At 48.1% G+C, this 22,503-nt stretch carries 18 protein-coding genes and 1 pseudogene; 17 read left to right on the top strand and 2 right to left on the bottom strand.

Annotated elements, in window-relative coordinates:
* Window positions 1–6 precede the first annotated feature (6 nt).
* The 5 genes and pseudogenes from J2X75_RS19205 (at window position 7) to J2X75_RS19225 (ending at window position 6,905) form a co-directional block, all read left to right on the top strand.
* Window positions 7–1,353 carry a cryptochrome/photolyase family protein gene (locus tag J2X75_RS19205; RefSeq protein ID WP_310339117.1) on the top strand — a complete coding sequence of 449 codons (1,347 nt, stop codon included), beginning with the start codon at window positions 7–9 and terminating at the stop codon, window positions 1,351–1,353.
* Window positions 1,354–1,634: 281 nt separating this feature from the next.
* Window positions 1,635–2,810 carry an acyltransferase gene (locus tag J2X75_RS19210; protein ID WP_124116745.1) on the top strand — a complete coding sequence of 392 codons (1,176 nt, stop codon included), beginning with the start codon at window positions 1,635–1,637 and terminating at the stop codon, window positions 2,808–2,810.
* Between the two features lie 1,579 nt (window positions 2,811–4,389).
* Window positions 4,390–4,827, top strand: a pseudogene (locus J2X75_RS19215) (HNH endonuclease); the annotation flags it as partial.
* Between the two features lie 271 nt (window positions 4,828–5,098).
* Window positions 5,099–5,758 carry a TVP38/TMEM64 family protein gene (locus J2X75_RS19220; protein ID WP_105600405.1) on the top strand — a complete coding sequence of 220 codons (660 nt, stop codon included), beginning with the start codon at window positions 5,099–5,101 and terminating at the stop codon, window positions 5,756–5,758.
* Between the two features lie 67 nt (window positions 5,759–5,825).
* Entirely contained in the window at window positions 5,826–6,905 is a 1,080-nt protein-coding gene (locus J2X75_RS19225; protein WP_310339121.1) for a DUF1835 domain-containing protein, read from the top strand.
* A 270-nt stretch (window positions 6,906–7,175) separates the two neighbouring features.
* On the opposite strand, the gene J2X75_RS19230 is transcribed toward J2X75_RS19225, so the two are convergent.
* Window positions 7,176–7,694, bottom strand: coding sequence for a cupin domain-containing protein (locus J2X75_RS19230; RefSeq protein ID WP_310339124.1), 519 nt, complete (start codon window positions 7,692–7,694; stop codon window positions 7,176–7,178).
* Window positions 7,695–7,846: 152 nt separating this feature from the next.
* Between J2X75_RS19230 and J2X75_RS19235 the strand changes: the two genes are divergently transcribed.
* Window positions 7,847–8,848 carry an NAD-dependent epimerase/dehydratase family protein gene (locus tag J2X75_RS19235; protein WP_310339127.1) on the top strand — a complete coding sequence of 334 codons (1,002 nt, stop codon included), beginning with the start codon at window positions 7,847–7,849 and terminating at the stop codon, window positions 8,846–8,848.
* A gap of 166 nt (window positions 8,849–9,014) precedes the next feature.
* On the opposite strand, the gene J2X75_RS19240 is transcribed toward J2X75_RS19235, so the two are convergent.
* Complete coding sequence (locus tag J2X75_RS19240) at window positions 9,015–9,188, bottom strand: CsbD family protein (protein WP_017691655.1); 174 nt, start codon at window positions 9,186–9,188, stop codon at window positions 9,015–9,017.
* Window positions 9,189–9,380: 192 nt separating this feature from the next.
* Between J2X75_RS19240 and J2X75_RS19245 the strand changes: the two genes are divergently transcribed.
* The 11 genes from J2X75_RS19245 (at window position 9,381) to J2X75_RS19295 (ending at window position 22,502) form a co-directional block, all read left to right on the top strand.
* Window positions 9,381–10,313: a hypothetical protein gene (locus J2X75_RS19245; RefSeq protein WP_310339133.1), complete on the top strand. Its 933-nt coding sequence runs from the start codon at window positions 9,381–9,383 to the stop codon at window positions 10,311–10,313.
* Window positions 10,314–10,350: 37 nt separating this feature from the next.
* The gene (locus tag J2X75_RS19250; RefSeq protein ID WP_310339137.1) at window positions 10,351–12,150 is read left to right on the top strand and encodes an RNA polymerase sigma factor; all 1,800 of its coding nucleotides are present in this window, start codon (window positions 10,351–10,353) and stop codon (window positions 12,148–12,150) included.
* A gap of 687 nt (window positions 12,151–12,837) precedes the next feature.
* On the top strand, window positions 12,838–13,284 hold the full coding sequence (locus J2X75_RS19255; protein WP_124116740.1) for a DUF1641 domain-containing protein: 447 nt from the start codon (window positions 12,838–12,840) through the stop codon (window positions 13,282–13,284).
* A gap of 24 nt (window positions 13,285–13,308) precedes the next feature.
* A complete protein-coding gene (locus J2X75_RS19260) occupies window positions 13,309–14,490 on the top strand; it encodes an NAD(P)/FAD-dependent oxidoreductase (protein ID WP_036606574.1) in 1,182 nt (393 codons plus the stop codon).
* 326 nt (window positions 14,491–14,816) lie between these two features.
* Complete coding sequence (locus J2X75_RS19265; protein WP_105600395.1) at window positions 14,817–15,461, top strand: SDR family oxidoreductase; 645 nt, start codon at window positions 14,817–14,819, stop codon at window positions 15,459–15,461.
* Between the two features lie 55 nt (window positions 15,462–15,516).
* On the top strand, window positions 15,517–16,272 hold the full coding sequence (locus tag J2X75_RS19270; RefSeq protein WP_307541338.1) for a response regulator transcription factor: 756 nt from the start codon (window positions 15,517–15,519) through the stop codon (window positions 16,270–16,272).
* Window positions 16,269–17,645 carry a sensor histidine kinase gene (locus tag J2X75_RS19275; RefSeq protein ID WP_310339145.1) on the top strand — a complete coding sequence of 459 codons (1,377 nt, stop codon included), beginning with the start codon at window positions 16,269–16,271 and terminating at the stop codon, window positions 17,643–17,645. Before J2X75_RS19270 ends, J2X75_RS19275 begins: the two co-directional genes overlap by 4 nt.
* A gap of 296 nt (window positions 17,646–17,941) precedes the next feature.
* Complete coding sequence (locus J2X75_RS19280; protein ID WP_310339147.1) at window positions 17,942–18,742, top strand: PepSY domain-containing protein; 801 nt, start codon at window positions 17,942–17,944, stop codon at window positions 18,740–18,742.
* Between the two features lie 238 nt (window positions 18,743–18,980).
* Complete coding sequence (locus J2X75_RS19285) at window positions 18,981–19,610, top strand: PepSY domain-containing protein (RefSeq protein ID WP_310339149.1); 630 nt, start codon at window positions 18,981–18,983, stop codon at window positions 19,608–19,610.
* 363 nt (window positions 19,611–19,973) lie between these two features.
* A complete protein-coding gene (locus J2X75_RS19290) occupies window positions 19,974–21,482 on the top strand; it encodes an RICIN domain-containing protein (RefSeq protein WP_310339152.1) in 1,509 nt (502 codons plus the stop codon).
* 234 nt (window positions 21,483–21,716) lie between these two features.
* A complete protein-coding gene (locus tag J2X75_RS19295) occupies window positions 21,717–22,502 on the top strand; it encodes an ABC transporter ATP-binding protein (RefSeq protein ID WP_310339155.1) in 786 nt (261 codons plus the stop codon).
* The last annotated feature ends 1 nt before the right edge of the window (window position 22,503 follow it).

The following is a 22,503-nucleotide window of genomic DNA, read 5'->3' on the forward strand; positions in this document are numbered from 1 at the left end:
TGAGGCATGAAGCTATTCATACACCGCAAAGACTTGCGTACGGATGATCTGGCCGCATTCGATTATTTGCGGGAACACCAAGAAGAGAGTGTACATGTTCTCATCTATGATCCATTCCTCCTGCGGCAAGGCCGAGATAAGGAACACAGCGGTGTGAATTTCAGGCAGCATGCAGCGGAATTAGGCAGACGTTATCTTGAAGCCAAACGAAAACTGCATGTTGCTTATGGCAATCCGGCTGAAGTGGTTGAATTCATCCTGAACGAATTCAAAGGTGAGATTGACGAGATTGTGGTCCATCGGGACATGACGCCATATGCAATCGAGCGGGATAGGGCCATACGCAAAGTCAGTGAGGCACGCGAGATTGCGTTCACAAAACTGACGGATCATCTGCTGATGGATCTAAATGGATTTGCCAATTTTACAGGCAAGTCGGAGCCATATAAGGTATTTGCGGCTTTTCATCGGCGGTGGGTGGAATTCATGAATGAACATCCCAACCCTCCTTCGGCAACAACGGTTGCAGAGCTGAAGGTGAGTGATCGTCAGATTGAATGGCCGAATGCAATGGAGGTACCTCCGGAGTTGCTGGAGGGCAGTGGTTCGAGTGACGAGGACCCGCATCTGCTATTGGATCAATTTTTGTCGGATCGAATTGCTGAATATGGGGATCATCGGGACGAATATGAGGCTTACGAGCCAAGTCATCTCAGTTCTTACGTGGCTGTGGGGGCTGTATCCATTCGCAAAATGTATGATGCGGCGAGTCGCACGGCAGAAGCGGGGGAATGGATCAGGCAGTTGTGCTTCCGCGACTTCTATCTGTATCGTGCAGTTTATGAGAGTCACTATTTTACATATGAAAAGGTGTACGATCTCTCGGCTCTCCATGATGATCACTTTGAACGGTGGTGCAAGGCGGAGACAGGCATTCCGATTATTGATGCAGCGATGACGGAACTGAATGAAACCGGACATATGCCAAACCGGCTGCGGATTCTCACGGCGATGTTTCTCACCAAAAACCTGCAATGCCCATTCACCTTGGGTGAAGCTTATTTCAGGCGCAAGCTGAGTGACTATGATAACATTCAAAACCGTGGTAACTGGTTATGGTGTACTTCGCTTGGTGAGAATGCGGTTCCATATTTTCGGGTGAACAATCCAGTAACGCAATCCGAGAAATATGATCCGCAAGGTGATTATATTCGCAAGTGGTTACCTGAATTGAAGGATCTGCACAGCAAGGACATCCATCAGCCGCGCAAGGATGCCATTGTTGATCTGAAGGCATCGAGACAGGCAGCTATTGACGTGTATAAACAGATTCTGGCGAGTCGTGGAAAGTAGACTCAGTCAGGGGCGTGATCATGCCCAAACCCAAATTTACCATTCTCATCCGGTTGATCCAATATTCATTTGGTTGAGAGCAGGATGTCCCACAGACCGCGTACTCGCGGTCTTTTTTACATATATAGACATGAAAATAGTGTGAAATGTGTTGAAAATTTAGGAATTGTTAAGAAAATGGACTATCCATCTTAAGCATTATGGCTTTTAATAGATAGAGAGCTTTATTGTATTAAGTCATATCTGACATATTGACGAACACATTAAGGAGAAACGTAAACATGAGTGAAACACTGAAAAGAGAGCGAATCCCAGAGCTGAATCTGGTGCGTGCCATGGCAATTATCGGCGTACTGTGCGTGCATTCCACGTCCTATGCGACGGTGGATATGACGGGTTCAGGCTATTACTGGCTGTACAACTTTATTAATATCTTTATGAAATATGGTACGCCAACCTTTATTTTTATGAGCAGTTTTGTACTGTTCTATAACTATTATTCCCGTCCGCTGGATAAGAAACTCGTGAGTAACTTCTACAAGAAAAGATTTGTGTATATTTTGCTCCCGTATTTCCTGTTTTCATTAATGTATTTTGTGTTGCTGCATTTCACGCATTATCAGGGCCGACCTTTCGGCGAATCGGCAGTAAGTTTTATCACGAAATTGTTTACAGGTAAGGCCTATACACATCTGTACTTTGTGTTTATTAACATGCAATTTTATCTGTTATTCCCGTTGGTGTTATGGTTGCTTAAGAAATATCCTTCTGTGGTGAAATGGTCTGTTCCGATTGGGCTATTGATTCAATGGGCATTCATCGTAAGTAATAAATATGGATTCCAGGTACCCAACAAGGGAAGCTGGGCTTTCTCGTACTTCTCTTATTTCATGCTGGGTGCTTTTATCGGGGTATATTTCCCTAAAATCAAGCAATGGTTTGTCATCAGTCGGGCCAATGCAACCAAAGGACGCGTAGCTTCATGGATTCTGCTCTGGGCGGTATGGATTATTGCTGGACTTGGCCATGTGTATATCTATTATCTGCTGCGTCTGAAGATCGCAACGTATAACACACTATGGTATGAATTCTTCTGGAATGTTCATACCTTCGCTTGTGCGCTGGTCCTGATCCAGGTCGCTTATCTGCTCTATCGCAAAGGACCATCACTGATCGTGAAGCCGCTAAACCGGCTTGGAGCTCTGTCGTTTGGGATCTATCTGATCCATCCCTTCTTCCTGCTGGTGTATCGTGAATTTCCACCGCAAACAGGAGTCTCCTGGTTAGTGCATCTATGGTATGCCGGAGGATTCGGTGTAGCTCTAATCGCTTCGTGGATCGTCGTTGGATTGACGGCAAGGTTTGTTCCATATGCATGGGTCATCTTTGGCAATCTGCCAAAACCCAAACCACGTCTCGTCCCACAACAGAACTCGGGCCAACTGGACGTTCGTTAAGATGTATTTCCAACACAGGAATAATAAACCGTTTCTTGGTCGACCTTAGGGGAGAGCAGGGAGCGGTTTTTTCGTCTATACAGATATGCGGGATGTGGGGAACGAGTGGTTCTTTTTCATGGTTGAGGGGTAATCATAAGGCGGAACGATAATACATTATGGATAACAGGATTAAGGTGAATATAATGACAACATGCGAAAAATGCGGGAGACCGATGCAAGATATATTGGAATATGTGGAACACATTCTCCACGAATGCAGTGAACAGACTCAGGAGTACAATTCGAAAGATTATCAGGCCTTTGGCCATGAGGGTGTTCGCGAGCAGATGTGATACAATAGAAAGAAACCGGATTCATACGGAACCGAGGTGACAACATGGAGACGGGGCCAGCCCCTTTCCGGCAAGGAAAGACGGAACAAGAAGCGCGACTGAGCAAAGCGTGTATGTATTGCGGACAACAGCGGCCGATGTCCGAATTCCGGCGCAGAACCGGAAAGCGGGCAGGTCCCGGAGCCAGGCGGGGAGCCTGCCGCAGCTGTCGCCAGCTTGGTGGACAGGCTGACCACGAGTCAGGTTCAAGCGTCGGACGAACGAATGAATGGATGGAGCGTCAACGGGATGGCTTGGAGACACGTGCTGTTACTGCCAGACCCTCTGCATCTGCGAAAAATGAGGCAGGTCGTACCTCCCACGGTATGGAGCATGGAGCTGCTACGGTGTCTGAGTCTGACAAAATTCTGGTGTCTCAACCATCAGTAGACTCAAGTTCTTCGAATGACGATGAAGGCGCTGAGTTGGTGACTTCGCCCCCCTCTTCTTCGGGTATACGGAAAAAGAGGAGAAGACGTAGGAAGAGCAAGCGATCAGAGAGCATAACGGGAAATGAACTGAGAGAGACGAGTCTGGAACAGGATGGTTTGGCAGGTGAGGTAGGAGATGGGACACAGCCAGGCGAGCACTGGCGTGGGGAAGAAGGGCATTCGCAGGGGCATGCTGCTGCGAATGAAAAGGGCAGTGCACAGCAGCCTGCTGGCGCGCGCGCAGCCGCTGCAGTGCAGGCCGCCGAGCAGAATGCGGCGGCTCACCAAGCTCTGCTGCCGGCTGAGCCGCAAGGCCCGGCAGCAGAGCCCATGGCTGCGGATCAACCGACCGCAGCCAAACGCAAGCGCAAGCGCCGCCGCAAGCGTGCTACCGCGCTCGCGCCCGGCGCAGGGCAGGCCCGCAGCGTAGCTGCTGAGGCCCATGCGCCGGCCCTGAGCGACCGTGGCGATGCCACCACGGTCGCTGCACCTACGGCGGTGGAGGCACAGCCAGCCGCCACCGGGCGCGAGCCGGGGCAAGCGCCTGGGGCTGCTGTGGAGGCAGGGCCTCCTGCGCCCGTGCGCCAGCCTGGCTCGCCAGGGTCCAAGCCGCGCCAGGCGCGCAAGGAGCGTGCGCCCAAGGCGAACGGCGAAGACGCTGCCCGCGGTGCATCCGGGCAGCGACCCGCGCATGCCAGCCGCAGCCACGGGGCTGGCACGGATGGCCGTCCCCGCCGCCAGACGCCGGCGGCCCCGGTGGCCATTGACCCGGAAGATCCGGCTTCGCTCCGGACCAACCGACAAGGCATGGTACGGATGCGCGGCAAAACGGACAAGGGACGTCGCTGGCATCAAGAAGTGGACATGGAACTCGCGGTCACACTGGTGAAGGAAAAAGCTGCTGTGGTGGTGAATCGGTACACGATTCGCCGATTGTTCAGCAACAAGGATTTCAAGCGGTATATTCTGACCCGGGATCACTACACCTGTTACTTCTGTGGATCGTATGGTGACACAATCGACCATCTGCTGCCGCGTGCCAAAGGTGGACATACCACCCCGCTTAACTGTGTCTGCGCCTGCAATCTCTGCAACCAGTCCAAAGCGGCAATGGATGCTGAAGAGTTCATGCGTTCCGGGATTCCCGAATGGAATGCTGCCCATCAGGCAGAATTGATTGAACTCGCCATGCAGGAAGCGCAGCTGGAATAAGGATGATATACTCCCGAAGATGAAATCGGGTTTTAATATGAAAAGCACACCAAGACCACAAGAAGGTCGGGGTGTGCTTTTTGGATTTCATTTAGATTTTGGTGGGAAGTCAGTTCACTCTGCAATAATTTCTTCAAATTGACAACGGTGTTCATCGAAGATGTACGTTATACTGGGAGGGAGTTGCGTAAGAAGCTTAATCATTCAGTTGAATGATGAAATGTGGACATCAAACCTAAGAATTTAGATTGTATAGATTGGATGGATGCAAATGACCCCGGCAGCATTGGATATTATGTCATATATTACGGAAGAAAATATTCGTTTCTGGCTGGAGAAGTTTCGCTCTTTCGGCCCGTTACCGGGAATATTGCTTACGTTTATGAAATCATTTGTGCCGCCACTTCCAACGCTGTTGATTGTGGGCGTGAACGGTGCGGTATACGGTCTGTGGGCAGGGTTTTTATATTCATGGATTGGCATGATTCTCGGTTGTACCGTGACATTTCTGATCGTAAGGGAGATTGGGAAATCTGCTTTTGTGGAACGATGGGCACGCAAACCTCGTGTGCAACGCAGCATGGTATGGATTCGGAGGAACGCGTTCGGGTATGTCTTTCTGCTCAGTATCTTCCCGGTGGGTCCGTTCGTCATTATTAATGTGGCGGCAGGAATCGCGCGAATGCGGTTGTTATCTTTCCTGCTTGCGGTGGGTTGTGGTAAAGCGATTATGATTTTCTCTGTGACGTATATCGGTTCCAATGTGGAACAATTTCTGGAGCACCCTGTACGCTGGGTAGGCGTATTGCTTTTTATTGCAGTATCCCTGTGGGCGAGCCGCAAACTGGAGCGACATTTTACCCGGTCATCGTCAGATGGTGAAGAGTTGAATGATCTGAATCAACCATCTGGAAAATCAATCTCCTCATAAACAAAGGAATATCAGTGTTCAGATATAGTTTCTGTCAATATTGACGTTAGCTTGAAGGAGGATCAGCATGATTGATGATATCTTTGCTTTCAGTCGATTGTTGAATCGCATGAATGAGAATGAACTTCGTTCAGTACTGCGTGTGCTTTATATGAAATCGGCACAGGTGGTCAAGCGGCAGGAGGAGCAAGGCGAAAAGTTGGATTTTGCGGACGCGGTACAGTCACTGTTTCGGGATATGGAACCCCCTTTTGATCTGGAATTGCTGGAACAACAAGCCCTGGCTGAGACCGACAAGCCAAATGAAATTCATATTACGTTTGGAGAATCACCTCTGAGTAGTCTGAAAATGGGAATGAGTACATTACCTAATCAGAAAAAGCGGAGCTTCTTCTCTATGGATGATGATTATGCTGTGGGTCCGTTAGGTGATCTGGCCCATCGTGCAGATTTGCAGCGCAGGCATCTTTGGCTGACCGAACGAATGTGTCTCAGTGACCGCGAGGCTTATGCCATGCATGAGCTTGAATCAATATTTGAGCTTAGCTCCACAATGCAGTCTATTGATTCCAAGACGTCAATCATCATCTGGTATTCGGATAATGCACGTGAGAAGACGGGACTGCTCTATGCGATGCATCTATTGCGCAGCAGTAAAAGTCCTATATATCTGATCGAAACGAGCGGCTTATATCAGCAATTATTCAATAGACCTGATGTTCAATATGATGTGCTCCACACAGGTGAGATTCTTCCGGAAAAGCTTCTGGCGATGTGGCAAGTCTGCTCTGAGCAAGAGCCGCTGTCCAAGCAAGAACGCCTCCAACTGGAACAGGATTGGCTGGAACTTTCGGTACAGCCCGGACTATTGCGTATGATGGAAAATGGTGAGATTCGAAGTCTACCTGAAGATGCGTTGGACGAGTACATTATGCAGAAGGTAAGGGAACTGACAACGAACTGGGAGCCAGGCAAGTATATCCGAGCAGCTCGTATTGTGGGCGAAGTGATTGGGACGAGCAGCCAGCATATAGGTGATGCGTTCGTGGAGTACCGTCTACGACAACTGGTGCTGCAAGGCCGACTTGAGATGGATGGAAAGCCACTTGCAATGAGGTATTACAGTGTTCGGCTTGCCGAACGCTGAAAGGGCCTAAGATGAAACGTACGGATAGAAATCAATATACGTGATCGAAAAGTTTGAAAAAAGACCTGAGCATTTCCTTCCGCAATCAGGAAGGTTATCACGAAGTTTCTCCGATACCAGATGTTTATAATTCCCACTAAATAGACTGTTCCACCGGTGGATAACTCCTACATGTCCGGAGAACAGTCTATTTGTTTCTCGTTAAAAACTGAACCAACTTCAACTGTGCATGGTCCAATAGTATTCTTTTCTTCATTTTCTTCATATCGGTTATGAATTCTTCCCACTCCAAATTTCGATTAGTGGCCCATCCTGACCATAGACCGGATCGGTATCCGGGATCGGAACCTCTCGGATTTCCTGAAGAGCCTTGGCACGATCATCTTCCTCACCTGTGCGTGTATTGTAGCTCATACCGCCCGGGTAGGCGCCCGCAATACGAAAGTCGGCACTGGACTCCAGACGTTTATGCCCTGTTCCAGCAGGAAGAACGACAACGTCGCCTGTTTGAAGATAAACTTTTTGCCCATGTTCTCCGCCTAAAATCAGTTTCACGAATCCACTCACCACAGCAAGAGCTTCATGAGCATTACTATGATAATGATGATAATTGAACACACCATTCAACCAGCTATTTCCCCATCCATTACGGTTCAGCAACGATTCTGCATGAAGAACCTCTTCAGCCCATACGTTTTTATACAAAAGCACAGGCAGGGTCGGATGATTGGGAATTACACCGTCATCCTGAAGAAATAACGTCTCTATATTCTTTTTCCATTTACTCATCTCATATCACCTCATAATAAATTACCCGATAACCTCAAGGACGAACAAAAAACAATTGTAAAATGATACAAAATGTATCATTTTAAGGTTATACTCAGTACATAAACTCTCTTCAATGCACTCGTTGTATAAATCGCAAGGGGGAATCGTGTGTGAACATTGTTATTACAGGGGCTTCTGGATTTGTGGGATTTAATCTTTCACAGTATTTGGCGCAAAAAGGGCATCGAATTACCCTTCTGGATCGGGATGATTATTGTCAGAGGCTGGTTCATATCTCTCCTCTGCATGAGATGCCGTTCATCTGTTGTAACCTTGCATCGGACCGGATTCATCTACCTCCAGGAACAGATTACATAATTCATCTGGCGGCCATGCCACACGTGGATTATTCGTATCATCAGCCAGGGGAAGTTTTCCGCAATAATACACTTAGCACACAGGCTATCCTGCAATATGCTACGGAACATCACATTCCAGTCATGCTGGCTTCATCCGTTGAAGTATATGGCGGCGATTGGGGCAGAGTCTATCATGAATCAGATCCGTATGCGCCCGTCTCTCCTTATTCTGCATCCAAAGTTGCCTGTGAAATGCTGGCTCACTCCTATGCTCAATGTTACCAGCTTCCAGTCAAACTCTTTCGTTTGACCAACCTCTATGGACCATGGCAATTACCAGACCGTATTATTCCCCGAAATTTTGGTCGGATGTTGGACGGACTGACTCTGGATATTCAGGGATCGGCAGTGCGTGATTTCTTGTATGTAGATGATGCCCTCCGGGCCATTGAACAGATTATGCTGAAAGGCAAAGACGGACAGGTCTACAACATATCGACAGGGCTTGGAACAACCATGCAGGAGATCGGGGAGATATTGAAACCAATGGATCGATCCGTAGTTGCTGTAGAGATTCGGGAGCAGGAACCTACCCAATCCAGAGGATCCAGTCTGGTCGTGCACTCAGGCAGATTGCGAGCGGAATTGGGATGGTTACCGCAAACCACGTTGGAAAAGGGATTGGAAAGAACCTTCCGCTGGTACCAGGAACATCCCGAATGGGTAAGGCAGTTCAGCCGTGAATATCATACAACAAGGGAAACGCGCAGTTTCATTATCGATATGGCAAGATACGCAGTTCCAGCAGTATAAAATGCACAAAAAAAGCCAGGGAAGGGTGTATTGAGTAACACCTTCCTTGGCTTTTTTGCGCCTCCGTCTCATTTTCGGATAGCTTCCGAACACGGACGGTTAGGCTATTTTAAAACGATCTATTGCACGAATTCTTCGTGCTTTCTGAGTTTTACATCAAAAGGATCTAGTGATCTCTTTTAACGTCGGCAATTTTATCCTGTACAGCACCTTTGGCTTTGTCTTTTTTACCCTCAGCCTGAAGGGATCTGTTATTGGTTGCATTACCGATCTGATCCTTCACTTCGCCTTTGGCCTTGTTTACGCCTGCTTTGATTTTATCGCTAGTTGAATTACTCATATCGAACATCTCCTTCGTTTCTGGTGTAGTCCTTATTAACCGAGATGTCCGGATTCTAAACGTTCACTATTTCATGGCGGTCAGAAATTACTTCTGGATATTCTGTCAGAAATGATCTGTACGAAGAGTCAGTATAACTATAGGCATTGCTTAATCGCATGCTTCATTAAAGGAATGAGAGGATGTTATGATATGAGCAATTATATTGGAAATGGTGCGTATTGCTACGCCAATTCAGCTTCAATGCTGCTGTCGTCCGTTGGAGAAAAGATAGATCCCGGTCTGCTTGAAACCATCGGTGGCTTTTCACTAGGGGCCTTTCGAACGCAGGAAGATATGCTTTTTTTTGATAACTGTACATCCAGTCCTGATCTGGCCATCAGCAAGGCGATGAGCATTCTGGGATTTAGTGTGCGCGAAAGTGTGCAAGCACGGGGTACAGAGATGCCTGTAGACGAGCTAAGAGAGGCTTTGAAGCAGGGCCCTGTGATGATGGGTCCGCTGGATATGGGCAAACTCGTTTACAATCCCAACTCTCCCAACCTGGGTGGTAGCGATCATTATGTAGTTGCGCTCAATATGAGGGGCGATGAAATATGCCTGCATGACCCGGCTGGATTTCCGAATGTCTTCCTGACACTGGATAAACTTGAGGAAGCATGGAAGTCTGAATTCCCATGGAGTAGTGGTGTGTATCGACGATGGTGGAGTCCTGAACGCATTGAACATCCTGATCTGGAGGAGATTAACCGCCGGGCTTTTACTTGGTTCAAATCAACCCTTACAGAACAGACCCATGATATCGCTGCACAGGAAGGACGAACCGGAGCTTCAGCCATTCTGCATAAGGCTGCACAAGTTCGTGCTGGAGCAATCGATGGTAATGAGTGGGCTCATTATGTGTATTTTGCTCTGCCAGTAGGCGCGCGTCGTGCCCATGATTATGGTTTGTTTTTTAAAACAATCCATCCTGACCTTTCTGCTTTGAAATACGGACAATCCCGCCAATTCGGGGAATGCCAATCCCGTCTTGTCTCTCGGAACTGGGAGGCTGCTGCGACAATCATGGTGGCACTCGCGGAGACGGAAGCCATGATCGAAGCTTCTATTTTGAAGATGGAGTAATGAAAGTGAAGCGGCGCTATAAGAAAGGGAGATATAAATGGATGGATTAACTAACAATCGCCATATCAGGCCAGGGGAAGATGAGATATTAGAGGATCGGCAAAAGGAGCCAGATATCGCGCTTATCCAACGAGCCCAAACTGGGGATACAGAGGCCTTTGGAGAGTTGATTTACCGTTACCGTGGGCAATTGTTTCGTTATGTGCGAGCACTTACGTATGATTCTTATCTCGCAGAAGACATTTTACAAGATGGGCTTATTCGTGCGTTCATTCATATGGGACAGCTTCAGAATGCTGAGCGTTTTATGGCCTGGATGCAGCGCATTGTGCGTAATCAGGCATACACACATATGCAGCGCCAAAAGCAGCAGCGGGAAGAACATTTTTCTTCGTTCTTTGCATTTGGATTTGGAGCCGATGATGTCTCATGGAGCGATCAAGACTCGCTCGACATAATGCTGAATCATCTTTTGAATGACTCAAATCGGAGATCGCAGGAGACAGGCTATGATCCGTATCAAGCTGTTGCTCAGCAGGAAATGAGGAACAATCTCCACAGGCTGTTGGGTTGTCTGAATGAAAGAGAACAACAGGTCTTCACATCATATTGGATGGAGCAGCTGTCACCGCAAGAAATGGCCTGCAAATTCAATCTGACAAGTGCCAATGTGTATCAAATTCTGTCCCGTTCACGTAAAAAAGTGTCTCAGCTTCATATTCATTTATCTGTAGAAGAAATGCTGGCAGAGTGGAATTCAATCGGGCAAAATCGATTGACTCTGGAGGAACCCCTTTCGTTGCGGTCTCCTCAAACCTGGAACTCGGCAGCAGCGTCCATTCACGAGATGTTAGGTTATATCGGTCCATCTCCGTCTCTCCCCATGGTTATGGGGATGAGTGGACTTTCTTTTCGTTTGACCATCCTGCCTCAGGACATACATATCGCTGGACCCACCGCCTATAACTTCAAAGAGGTGCTTACGAGAGGAGTGCAACATATGGGTTATCGTTCCCATGCAGTTGAGGCTTTGGCGAGCGAAGCGGGTCTCAATGCCAATCTGGTCGATCCTTTGATGCTAGAGGAGAAAGCGAAAGGGAAAAGGTTGCTTAATCCAAGACTTGTCCAGGCCCTCTCCCTGATACGTTACGCCATTCATCGGGGAATTCCGGCCGTTGTGTGGGACCTGAATATTCCCGAATTTGGGTTGATCTATGGCTATGATGATGCAGCCCGGACCCTATATGGTACCGATTTCATTAAATCAGGAACAATTCCCTATGATCATGTAGGCCGGGGTGTGAATCAGGAAGTATTTGTACTGGCAGCGGAATCGGATGGCATGATACGAGAAATGAACTTGCACGCGGCACTGACAGCTGTGTTGGCTCATTATCGTGGAGAGGACCCGTATACCTTGCCTAACACAGTCAGTGGTGTGGCTGCCTATGCAGTCTGGAGAGAAGCCATAGAATATAGACGGGTAGAACCAAACGGTCACGCCTATAACATTGCGGTTTTGTGGGATGCAAGACGTTATGCAAGTGAGTTTTTCAAAGAAGTTTCTCTAAAGTGGGCTTCGACTGCCTGCTATTCCAGCTTGATTCCATTCTGTCTTCAGGCAGAAGAGTTATATCGAAACATGTCACAAAAGTTAAATATACTCGCGGAATTATTTCCTTTTCCAGATGGAGGACTGCCTAATGAGAAGCTTCATGCCGATCAGGCTATCTCGATACTTCTGGAAGTGGAGGAATTGGAGCGAGCCGCCGTCGTTGTAATAAAAGCGTTGCTTGAAGGAATGGATCAGCATTCCCCAGAAATAGTTATGGTGTGACCTAATTGTAACGATCAGATTGGGCAAACAGCGAAAACAAATATCAGGAGGCAGGGCGATCCGTCAGGCCTTCTTTCTGTCTTTTTTGCATTCGTGACGCAAGAGGTTCATACTTGAAATAGAAAAGTGTCTCAATGATGGAATAAGGCCGAGCCCAACGCTGCATAATAACGACAGTGACCAATTTCGTTGCATGATTATCGAGACATTGGAAAACAATTCCTGAAATTTTGGATAAACGAATCCTTCCTTGTGTACATATCGCACATCTGGTCATATGTGATCTTGTCTTAATACCACATGTGGTAGGAATACGGATCTTGGACAGGAGGATCGGCGGATTTAGTCTGCCTTCATGGGTTGACAAAAAGATCGATTTTGTTACAATGTTCACAATATCTTCACAAGTGTAAAAAATTTCTTTTTCATGTTCATGTGTAAGAGGTGTAATATAAGGGTATAGAGTTCGGTTTCGGCCTGCTTGTCGTTTTGTGCGTCAACACATGTTGTCCGCAATAGATCCAAGATACAATGCATGATATGGGAGTGGCCCTGAGCTACGCTCATCCTATTGTGTGAAATTTGGTACATTTAGATGTATTCGATGTATTTTGTGGTTCGGCTCTGCTTGACAGGCATCATGAAAGTCGCGGACTTCTATCCCAAAGTAAAGGAGGACTTTCTCTTATGTCACAATCGCCTACTCAACAAGAGGTGCCAGTTACAGAAGGTGCCAACGTTTCCGAGCGCCAGTCCTTGGACGTTCTGGATCAACTGATGAAGCCTGAGGTACAGGAGTCTTTAACCGTTCTGGTGGAGAACCTGCCTAAATTGGCTGAAATGGTTACTGCTATGACAAAAGCTTATGACTTTGCACAAAGTGTAGCAACAGACAAAGTTCTGATCAGCGACACAATGAGCGCAATGGGCGAGTTCGCTAAGCCTGTTGTAGACAAAGCTAAAGGTGTAGCTTCTGCTGCCATCGAAGCCAATGATCGTGCGCAAACAGAGCAAACTTCAGTTGGCTTGTTCGCTATGCTGAAAATGCTCAAAGATCCAAACGTACAACAATCGCTTCGTTTTGCTCAATCTTTCCTGAGCATTCTGAACGAGCGTCAACAACAGAAACGTTAAGACTTAGAAGAACGGAGGATGGATATGTCGAAGCAAATTTTGATCTTGGGTGGAGGATACGGCGGTCTGTTGACTGCATTGACTGCGCGTCAATACTTGTCTCCGGAAGAAGCGACAATTACTGTCGTGAACCGTTACCCTACACACCAAATTATCACGGAACTGCACCGTCTTGCAGCGGGAAGCATTGCTGAGCAAGCAGTTGCTCTTCCACTCGAAAAATTGCTGCGTGGTAAAAACGTGAACTTGAAAATCGATACGGTGGATACAATCAAGCCGGACGAGAAAAAAGTTCTGATGACCAGCGGCTCCACATACTCTTACGATGCACTTGTCGTTGCCTTGGGCAGCGAAACGGCATTCTTCGGAATTCCGGGATTGCAAGAGTACAGCTTCACGCTCAAATCGGTTAGCGATGCAAACCGTATTCGTGCACACGTTGAAGCACGTCTTGATGCTTACAAACAGTCCGGCAACAAAGCAGACGCTACGTTTGTTATTGGTGGCGGCGGCTTGACAGGTATTGAGCTTGTTGGCGAATTCGCTGACCTGCTTCCTGCAGTATGTCAAGAAAAAGGCATCGATTTCAAAGAAGTATCCCTGTACACAGTTGAAGCAGGTCCTTCCATCCTGGCAGGATTCCCGCCAGAACTGGTTGAGCGTGCTAAATCAAGTCTTGAGAAACGTGGCGTTAACTTCATCGTTGGCGTAGCGATTACCGAGATGAAAGAAAACGAAGTTCTGCTGAAAGACGGCAGCTCCATCCCTACGAACACACTCGTATGGACAGGTGGCGTACAAGGCAACGCTGTTGTTGCTAACAGCGGAATTGAAGTGGATCGTGGCCGTGCGAAAGTTACGGAAGTTCTGCAATCTACTTCTCACAAAGACGTGTTTGTTGCTGGTGACAGCGCAGTGGTCTTCCCTAGCGAAGGCGCTCGCCCTTACCCTCCAACAGCACAATTGGCTTGGCAAATGGGTGAGACTATTGGTCACAACTTGGGCGTTATGTTCAAAGGTGGCGCAATGGAATCCTTCACACCAGTATTCTCCGGTACGCTGGGAAGTCTGGGTCGTAAAGATGCTGTCGGCATGATCGGTGGCAACCAGACTCGTCTGAAAGGTCTGCCTGCAACCATGATGAAAGAAGCAAGTAACATCCGTTACCTGGCTCATATTCACGGTTTGTTCGCACTGGCTTACTAATCTTAATGCCATTCAAGGGCGCCCTTTTGGGCGTCCTTTTTGGTTATCACGATTACAAAGAATAACAGATATTCAGATAGGAAAAGGTACGGCTGAAGTGGTCGATGTGAGGTCGCGTATGTCGCGTATAACCACCTAGGGGATATGGCATATTAATGGGACAACGGAAGACTTCACATTTCATAGATGTACTGAACGGACATGAACCTGGAAGCCGGCGCTTAGAAGCGCCGGCTTTCGTTTAAATTATAGGATGAGCATCTTTAAATAAAAGGAACGGGGGAGCCGCATCAAGCCATCCGTTCAACTGAGAGGAGAAATGACGTATGAACGTTTTAGTTATAGGAGCAAATGGACAAATCGGCAAGTTGGTGGTGGAGCAGCTGGCACAGGAAGGCAAACATAAAGTAACGGCCATGATCCGCAAACCGGAGCAGGCGGATGCACTGAAGGAACTCGGTGCAGATGTGATAATCGGTGACCTGGAGGGTAGTGTGGAGGACTTGGCTGAAGCAATGAAGGATCATAATGCGATTGTGTTTACTGCAGGTTCTGGCGGATCTACCGGTCAGGACAAAACACTGCTGATTGATCTCGACGGTGCGGTGAAAACGATGGAAGCCGCAGAGCAGCAAGGAATCTCCAGATATATTCTGGTCAGTGCGTATGGCGCAGATCAACGGGAGAAATGGTCAGAGTCCATCAAGCCATATTACGTGGCTAAGCATTACGCGGATCGTGCATTGTTTGCAAGTGATCTCAATTACACGATTATTCGCCCAGGTGGTCTGAAGAATGAACCGGGTACGGGCAAGATTGCAGTAGGAACCGATCTGGAGCCGGGAAGTATCCCGCGTGAAGATGTGGCCCGTGTAATTGTGGCTTCTTTGCAGGAAGAGAAGACGTACCGAATGGCCTTTGATCTGATTGCCGGGGAGCATCCAGTTGAAGATGCCTTGGGCAAATTGTAGATGTTATTGTAAGATAACGGGAGAATGAAATGATGGGGATGAGGGGGAGCGCTGCATGAACGAAGCCGTGCTGGTCATAGAGGATGAGCCCAAAATAGCACGTCTGCTGGAACTGGAACTACAGTATGAGGGATATCAGGTAGGCAAGGCGGGTAGTGGAACAGAAGGACTGGAAAAGTATGCAGAAGGACAGTGGGATCTTATTTTGCTTGATGTGATGTTACCTGGTCTTAGTGGAATTGAAGTGTTGCGGCGAGTGCGGGCCAAAGATGCTACGGTTCCGATCATTATGCTCACCGCCAAAGATTCCGTGGAAGACAAAGTATCCGGTCTGGATCTCGGAGCCAATGACTACATCACCAAGCCGTTCCAGATTGAAGAGCTGCTTGCCCGAGTTCGGGCGGCTTTACGGCTTAGTGCAGTGGCGTCTGTTGTTTCTTCTGCTTCTTCGTCTACACCTGCTGATACGGGGAATGACTCTTCTGGGCATCAGGATGAAGCTGAGGCAGGCTGGTTGACGGCTGCCGGGTTGAAACTAAATGAAGGAACGCGAGAGGTATACCGAGATGGTGTGGCCATTGAGCTTACTCCACGTGAGTTCGACTTGCTCGTGTATCTGCTTCAGAATCAACGTCAGGTGCTCAGTCGTGACCAGATTGTGCAGGCCGTGTGGGGATACGATTATTATGGAGATACCAATGTGGTGGATGTGTACATCCGTTATGTGCGCAAAAAGGTGGATAACGGATTCACACCGCCCTTAATACATACCGTACGGGGCGTAGGTTACGTCCTGAAGGAACAGTTATGAGCCTGCGCAGTAAAATCTACGGATATTCGTCTGTATTATTTGCTGTGCTGTTAATCGCGGTGAACCTGTCCGTCTATATCGTGTTTGAACGAATGTCGATTGATAACGAGGTTAATCGGGTGGAAGCGGAAGCGGAGTCTATTGTCAAAGGAGTACGTCAGTCTGCCGGTTCCATTCCGCCGGATGACTTGCTGCGGGCCTACGCGCCTGTGAACGGCATGCTTCGGATCGTCAATGAAGACGGCACCAGTTCCCCGGTGACAACAACATCAGCCTCCGAGCAGCTGAGCAAGCTGCCCTATAAGTACGAAAGTGAGAAGAAATCGGAGTATACCCAAGTGGAACAGATTGGCTATGTGTGGGTTTCTGTCCCGGTCATCTGGCCTGATGGTGAGGTGGTGAATGTACAGGTCACCGAGAGCATAGCAGAGACGGAGAATCGTCTGTCTGTACTGCGTACCGTGCTTGTGGCAGTCACGATTATTGCCCTGATTCCGGCCATTATCTCCAGCCGAATTCTCGCGAACCGGATGACCAGGCCGATTCAGCAGATGACCCGTACGATGAGTGACATTCAGTCCAGCGGACACTTCAAGCGTCTTCCTCTGGAGGAAGGATCGAAGGATGAACTGAAAACGATGGGACAGACGTTCAACCGGATGATGGATTTGCTCGAATCCAACTTTGAACGACAGGAACGATTCGTATCGGATGCATCTCATGAACTCAAAACGCCGCTGACCATTATTGAGAGCTATGCGAGTCTGCTTCAGCGGCGAGGAAAAGAGCGACCTGAAGTGTTCGATGAAGCTGTAGAAGCGATCCTGTCCGAATCGGTTCGCATGCGGGAGATGACCGAGCAACTTTTACTGCTTGCGAAGCAGCCAGAGCAATGGAATGTACAGTTGGAGCGTGTGGATATCACGAGAGTTGCAACAGACTCCACACGTGCGTTTCGCGAAGCCTATCACCGCGAAGTCCGGTGTGAGGATCGAGGTCCAATCTGGGCCATCAGCGATGAGAGCAAGCTGAAGCAACTGTTGTTTATTTTGCTGGATAATGCCCGGAAGTATAGTGAAGATGCAATTGAAGTCAGGCTGGAAGCCAAGGGACAAGAGTGCCGAATTCGGATTGTGGATACCGGGATTGGTATACGGGAGGACGAGCTGGAGAAGGTATTTGACCGATTCTACCGGGTTGATCCGGCCAGAACACGCAGCTTGGGCGCAAGCGGTTCGGGTCTGGGATTGTCACTTGCCAAAGAGCTTGCAGGAGCAGTTGGAGCACGGATCGAACTGACCAGCACCGAGGGTGAAGGCACCGAGGCTTCAATTATTTTGCCAATATCCGTTCAGAATGGGCCGCTCTCATGAAATTCTCATTCTTCTCTTATATACTATATAAACTGAACTAAAGATTGTTCACACTGACACTACGATGACAGAACAACCTTCCAATCGCTGTTATCCCCAGATTTTTCGATTCCCTTTTCTCAAGGGGAAAATCCGGGGATAAAGGCGAACGCTTCGCTTTTTCAGGTTATTTCTGTCCTCTCCGTTATTGTGTAAAAGATTAGTTCAGTTTATTTAGTATCCATTGGAAACTAAAATCAGACCGAATATACAGCAGATGAACTCGGGCTATAGGAGAGCTTTAAGGGGGATACGTGATGACAGAGCATGAGCAGCGGCCACCGGAAATGAAGCGGCATGAACAGGGGAATAGCGGATGGGCGAAATCGCGAAGGTCACTCTGGTGGGGTGCGGGGCTTCTCGTTGTGCTGATTGTGTCAGCTGTGGTGTGGTGGAAGCCGTGGCAATCGACGGGTGCGGTACTTACGGCAGATGCGGCAGCTCAATCCGTACTGGATCAATATCCAGGGGAGATTGTGAATTCCACGTTGAAGGACGGGACGTATATCATGCAGCTCCGTTCGGAGACCGGCCTATATGATGTGCAAGTGGATGCTGTTACAGCTGCTGTGAATTCCATTAAACGGCTGGAGTCGAACCCGCAAGCGGAAGAGAAGACGTTATGGAGCCGCGAGCAGATCAAGACGGCATTGTTAAAACAACAAACAGAGAACCAATTGGTCTCGCTTGAACTTGTGGAGCAGCAGGGCAGTCCGGTATACACCGCGGTAGTGAAGGCAAAGGATAACAGCCGTGAAGAACTCACGATTGATCCGTACACGGGAGAGACGATATCTTCCAAAACAATAACAGCCCCGACAACTGAACCAACCAAGGATGATCCCAAACCTCAGTTTCTGAGCGAGAAACAAGCCAAGCAGAAGGCACTTGCGGAGGTCCCGGGGGAAGTGGACGACATTGAACTGCGTGGAACCAATAGCGGGAATCCGTATTATCTGGTTGAAATTGATCTGGCGGATGGCCGGGAGGCTATTGTGCAAGTGAATGCCATCTCGGGAGCGATTCGTTCGGTGACTTGGGATGAGGACGAGGATTAAAAGTTAAAGTTCAGAAGAAAACCCTTTGAATACAGGGTTAAATCGCTTCAAAGAGATGATTCCTTCATTCTAGGGGATCATCTTTTTTCATAAATGGACAACAAATACCTGTTAAATGAGCACTCTCTTCATTTTCTCATCAAATTCTAATCTAACTCTCGCTGATCTCTCATTCCTGCAGGTTATTCTATGAATGTAGACGAGAACGAAAACAACAACAACGAGGAGATGAATGATGATGATGAACAAACATAAACTTTGGATTGGCAGCTTATCAGCAGCGGTATTACTTGGTGGATCGGCCGTAGCGGCTAGCGGGAATGTGAACGGACAATCGGTGCAAACTACACCAACGTCAACAACACAATCTGTAACACAGAATCAGAACAGCACAGGTAAAATGCTGAATGCATCACAAGCGAAAGCGTTGGCGTTAAAAGCAGCCGATGGTAAAGTGGATGACGTGGATCTGGAGCGTAGAAACGGCCAAACGTTCTATGAAGTTGAGATCGACAGAAAAGGAACCCATGATGTTGTCGTTCGTCTGGATGCTTATACAGGCAAAATCCTTGCGGTCGTGAATGATGAAGACTACGATGATGACGACGATTATAAAGGTACTGTATCAGGCAACACGTCTAATACCTCTGCTTCCAAGCAGGTCAAATTGACGGCATCCCAAGCTTCAAACATTGCGTTGAAACAAGTTACGGGTGGTAAAGTAACTAAAGTCGAGCTGGATCATGATGATGGTCGCTATGTGTATGAGATCGAACTGAGAACTGCTCAAGGTGAAGCAGATGTAGATATCGATGCCAACACAGGTAAAGTGTTATCGTTCGACCAGGATTTTGACGACCAAGATTAAGCAATAAGGGCGAGAAAATGCCGATAAAACATCATTTAACGAACCTGCCCACGAACAGCCGCACACAGCTAGAGATCGTTACATCATGGAGGGGCAGGGCAGGGATAGCAGAGGACGCTTCGGGGGAAGCGTCTTTTTGCTGTTGATGGAGAGAGCGGAGTATATAATTGTACATCTTCCGCCGGATTGTTCACTATTCGAGCAGGAACGTGGCGGATACAATCGGAATCAAGGAGGTGAACGCCCAGCCAGTATTGCCAGGAATTCTAATGCTGAAATGCAACATCGATCGGAGGCAGATGAGACATATCGATTTTATTTTATGTAAGCGCTTCGCAATAAAACATGGAGGTGCATTACGATATGGCTATGAACGATGGATGGTTGAAAAAGAATACACATTCACGTCGCTTTACCCGCCGCTTGAGCTATCTGCTTGCTTTGGTTTTGGCGCTGCAATCCATAGGTATGCTGCTTGCACCCGGACCGGATGCTTCAGCTGCTCCGCTTAGTGTAACGAACGGGATACAGTTCAAGGATACCACTGGCAATGTCGTTCATGCCCATGGGGGCGGGATGATCAAGGCAAATGGGTATTATTACTGGTTTGGGGAGAATCGCAACCCGAATGGAACGTTCAAGGCGGTATCTGTGTATCGTTCATCGGATCTGAAAAACTGGGAATATCGCAATGATGTGCTTACCAGCAGCTCGGCATCCGAATTAAATATCTCCAACATTGAACGCCCGAAAGTTATCTACAATAGTTCGACTGGAAAATATGTGCTGTGGATGCACAAGGAGAATGGTCTGGATTATGGCGAAGCCCGAGTGGCCGTAGCTACTTCCAATACGGTTGATGGCAAGTACGCGTATGTGGGCAGTTATCGTCCTCTTGGGTATGATTCCAGAGATATGACGGTGTACAACGATAACGGAACGGCTTATCTGATCTCCGCGACCCGAGTGAATGCAGATCTGAATATATATAAGCTGACCCCGGATTTCCTGGGTGTGGAATCCCTTGTCACAACGCTGTGGCCCGGACAATATCGTGAAGCACCTGCCCTATTCAAAAAAGACGGCGTCTACTTCCTGATCACCTCGGGTGCGACCGGCTGGAGTCCAAATCAGGCCAAATATGCGACAGCCTCCAGCATTACAGGCACATGGAGCGGCCTTAGCAATTTTGGAGACAGCACAACGTATGGATCCCAATCCACCTATGTTGTTCCAGTAGAAGGTTCACAGACCACATCCTATCTTTACATGGGTGATCGCTGGGCTGGTGCATGGAGCGGACCTGTGCAGGATTCCAAGTATGTCTGGCTGCCACTTTCATTCCCGAGTGCAACCAGTCTGGCGATGAACTGGGCCAGCAGTATTACAATTGATACAGCAACAGGGACCGTGACAGGAGTGAGTACACCGGATGTGTGGGACCCGAATGCTTCATATCAGCTGATTAGCCGTAAAAGCAATAAATTACTCAATGTCATTGGGGGTTCTTCCGCCAACGGTGCGGATTTGGAGCAGCGAGCAGATGGAGGGATGACAAGTCAACAGTGGCAGGTTACCGATGCGGGTGGCGGCTATGTCAAAATCATCAACCGTTCCAGCGGTAAACTAATCGGTGTGGAGAATGGTGCCACGACCGATGGGGCTGTCATTGAACAGTGGAATGATGGTGGCTGGGACAGCCAGCAATGGCAGCTCGTCCATGTAGGTGGTGGTTATTATAAACTGAAGAACCGCAGTACAGGCAAGGTCTTGGATATCTCTAGTCAATCCTTGGCAGATGGGGCTGCGGCCATCCAGTGGACGGATAATGGCGGTACGAATCAGCATTTTCAGATTGTTAAGGTGCAGTAAGACTTTTTAGATATTATAAAATAAGGTTCAAAATAAGGTGGAAGCCCTTGTCTCTTACCATAAGGTGGGACAGGGGCTTTATGATGTATTCACGCATGTTACGTGATGCTTTTACTCGAAAGGGATATCCAGCTGATGGCTCATATCGTGACCTATTTCCGATCATTACCATCCCAATCTGTGGTAAACTAGTAGAATTGTAGAAAAAGATAGAGACAGGAGCTGGATAACGAAGTGAGTGAACAACAAGTGCTATCAATTGAAAGCTTGCGTATGAGATACAACGGACGATATGTGCTGAACGGCATCGATCTGGAAGTGAAGCGCGGTGAGATGATTGGATATATTGGTCCAAACGGGGCTGGCAAAAGTACGACGGTTAAGATTTTACTCGGGCTGGTTGAAGGGTATGTAGGCACGGTGCGAATCTTTGGTAAAGATATTGCGGATGGCGATGTGGAGTATAAACGCAGAATCGGCTATGTTCCGGAGGTGGCGGAATTGTACGAACAATTAACGCCTGCGGAGTATCTGACTTTTACGGGAGAGTTATACGGCATGTCCTATGAAGATGCGGATTACAAAGCCAAGCTATTAATGGATTGTTTTGGACTGGAAAAATCATATCATTCCCGCATTGCATCCTTTTCCAAAGGTATGCGTCAGAAAGTGCTGTTAATCTCTGCGCTGCTGCATGACCCGGATCTGTTGTTCCTGGATGAACCACTCAGCGGATTGGATGCTAATAGTGTGATGGTAGTCAAAGAGATTTTGTCACAATTGTCAGCCAAAGGCACAACCATCTTCTATTCGTCACACATCATGGATGTGGTGGAGAAGATCAGCAGTCGAATTGTACTGATCGCTGAAGGACGCGTAGTGGCAGACGGAACGTTTAAGCAGCTCCAACAGCAGTCCATGGAGGGTACGCTGGAGGAAGTCTTCAATCAATTGACGGGTTTCAATGAGCACATAGCCATTGCTGAGCGTTTTGTATCCATTGTGCAGGAGGTGTACTGAT

Source organism: Paenibacillus sp. 2003, assembly GCF_031455635.1.
GTDB lineage: Bacteria > Bacillota > Bacilli > Paenibacillales > Paenibacillaceae > Paenibacillus > Paenibacillus amylolyticus_B.